Annotated in this window: 2 protein-coding genes; both read left to right on the top strand. The window is 40.4% G+C overall.

The window, feature by feature from the left end; genetic code table 11:
- The coding region (locus F6K22_RS41070; protein ID WP_293110939.1) for a hypothetical protein at window positions 1-334 on the top strand (334 nt) is incomplete at its 5' end.
- A 21-nt stretch (window positions 335-355) separates the two neighbouring features.
- Entirely contained in the window at window positions 356-793 is a 438-nt protein-coding gene (locus tag F6K22_RS41065) for a hypothetical protein (RefSeq protein ID WP_293110937.1), read from the top strand.
- Window positions 794-1,295: the final 502 nt, after the last annotated feature.

The following is a 1,295-nucleotide window of genomic DNA, read 5'->3' as shown; positions in this document are numbered from 1 at the left end:
ACAATATCGTCAAATGTTGGCAACTTTAGACCCGAATGGCTTACCTTTGGTGGGAGCAACTTTACCAGGTCAAGGAACAGATGAATCTCACTATCTTCCAACTTGGAGACAGCTAGTAGAAATAATCGGACACAAAAACTTTTTATTTCTGGCGGATTGCAAAGCTTCCAGTTGGGCTAATCGCGCCGAGATTGACCGAGAAGGAGGGATATATTGCTTTCCTTTAGCTATGAGTAAACCCCGCCCAAAAATCTTATTGGATTGGTTAGCTAATGTAGCAACAAACCTCCAAGAAATATTCCCTGAAGATGCCGAATCAAAAGATTTGCCTTGAGCTCAAGGCAAAGAGGTTCCTTTGGGTAGTATTTGGTTTGATGTGGAGAATCAACAGTGGCATCACTGGTCACAAAGATGGTTGGCTGTTTGTTCTTATGCTTTGCTAGAACGTCAACTTCAAGGACTAGAAAAACGTCTTCTCAAAGCTGAAGAAGCTCTGAAAAAGTTAGCTCAACGACCAGGGAAAGATGCTGTGATTTTGGAAAAAAAAGTGACAGAAATTCTCAAACGCTACCGAGTTACCCCATATCTGGTGGGAATCATTGATTCCCAGATTCATTATGACAAAGTATATAAAAGCAGTGGTCGTCCCCATAGCCAAAGTTCTTTTCGTCGTGTCCGTCAAACCACTTTAAGCTTAACTTTTCATCGTTATGAGAACGAGATTAGAGATTTTCAAGTTTTAGCAGGTTGGCGATTATATGTGACTAATGCCACCCCTGCCAGATTAAGTTGAGAAAATGCTGTTTTTTCCGATCGTGAACAATGGCAACCGGAAAGAGGTTTTCATCGTTTCAAACGAGGTCGCCTTCCCGCTTTACCCATCTACTTCCAAGATGATTGCAAGATTCGTGGCTTGATGTTTTTACTAACGATATAGCTGCCGCACTTGCTCCGCCAACGCTCTGCAAGTTTTTACATTAATGGAGTTTGTTGTTCGTTGTCAATTAAAGGAAAAAAAAACTCACTAGCTGGCCTTTATGATGGCAATCCTCAACGAAGTACTCAGCGTCCGACAGCGGAAAAATTGTTAGCTGCTTTCAATGGAATTACTCTGTATTTTCATGGAGATGGGTCAACTCAAATCAGTTCTCTTAATTTTCTTGAGCGACAAATTTTATCTCTAATGAGAATCCCTGAATCTATCTACATTTTTCCTCCGTGAATCACTGCCTCATGTGACTAAAACCGCTCTAATTATTACTATGAATGAGTTTTAGTGAATTTATTTAGTTAAA

Origin of the sequence: Okeania sp. SIO2F4, from assembly GCF_010672385.1 — a bacterium.
Taxonomy (GTDB): Bacteria; Cyanobacteriota; Cyanobacteriia; order Cyanobacteriales; family Microcoleaceae; genus Trichodesmium.
Note: the sequence above shows the minus strand (reverse complement) of the source record. Positions and strands in the feature narration are given on the sequence as shown.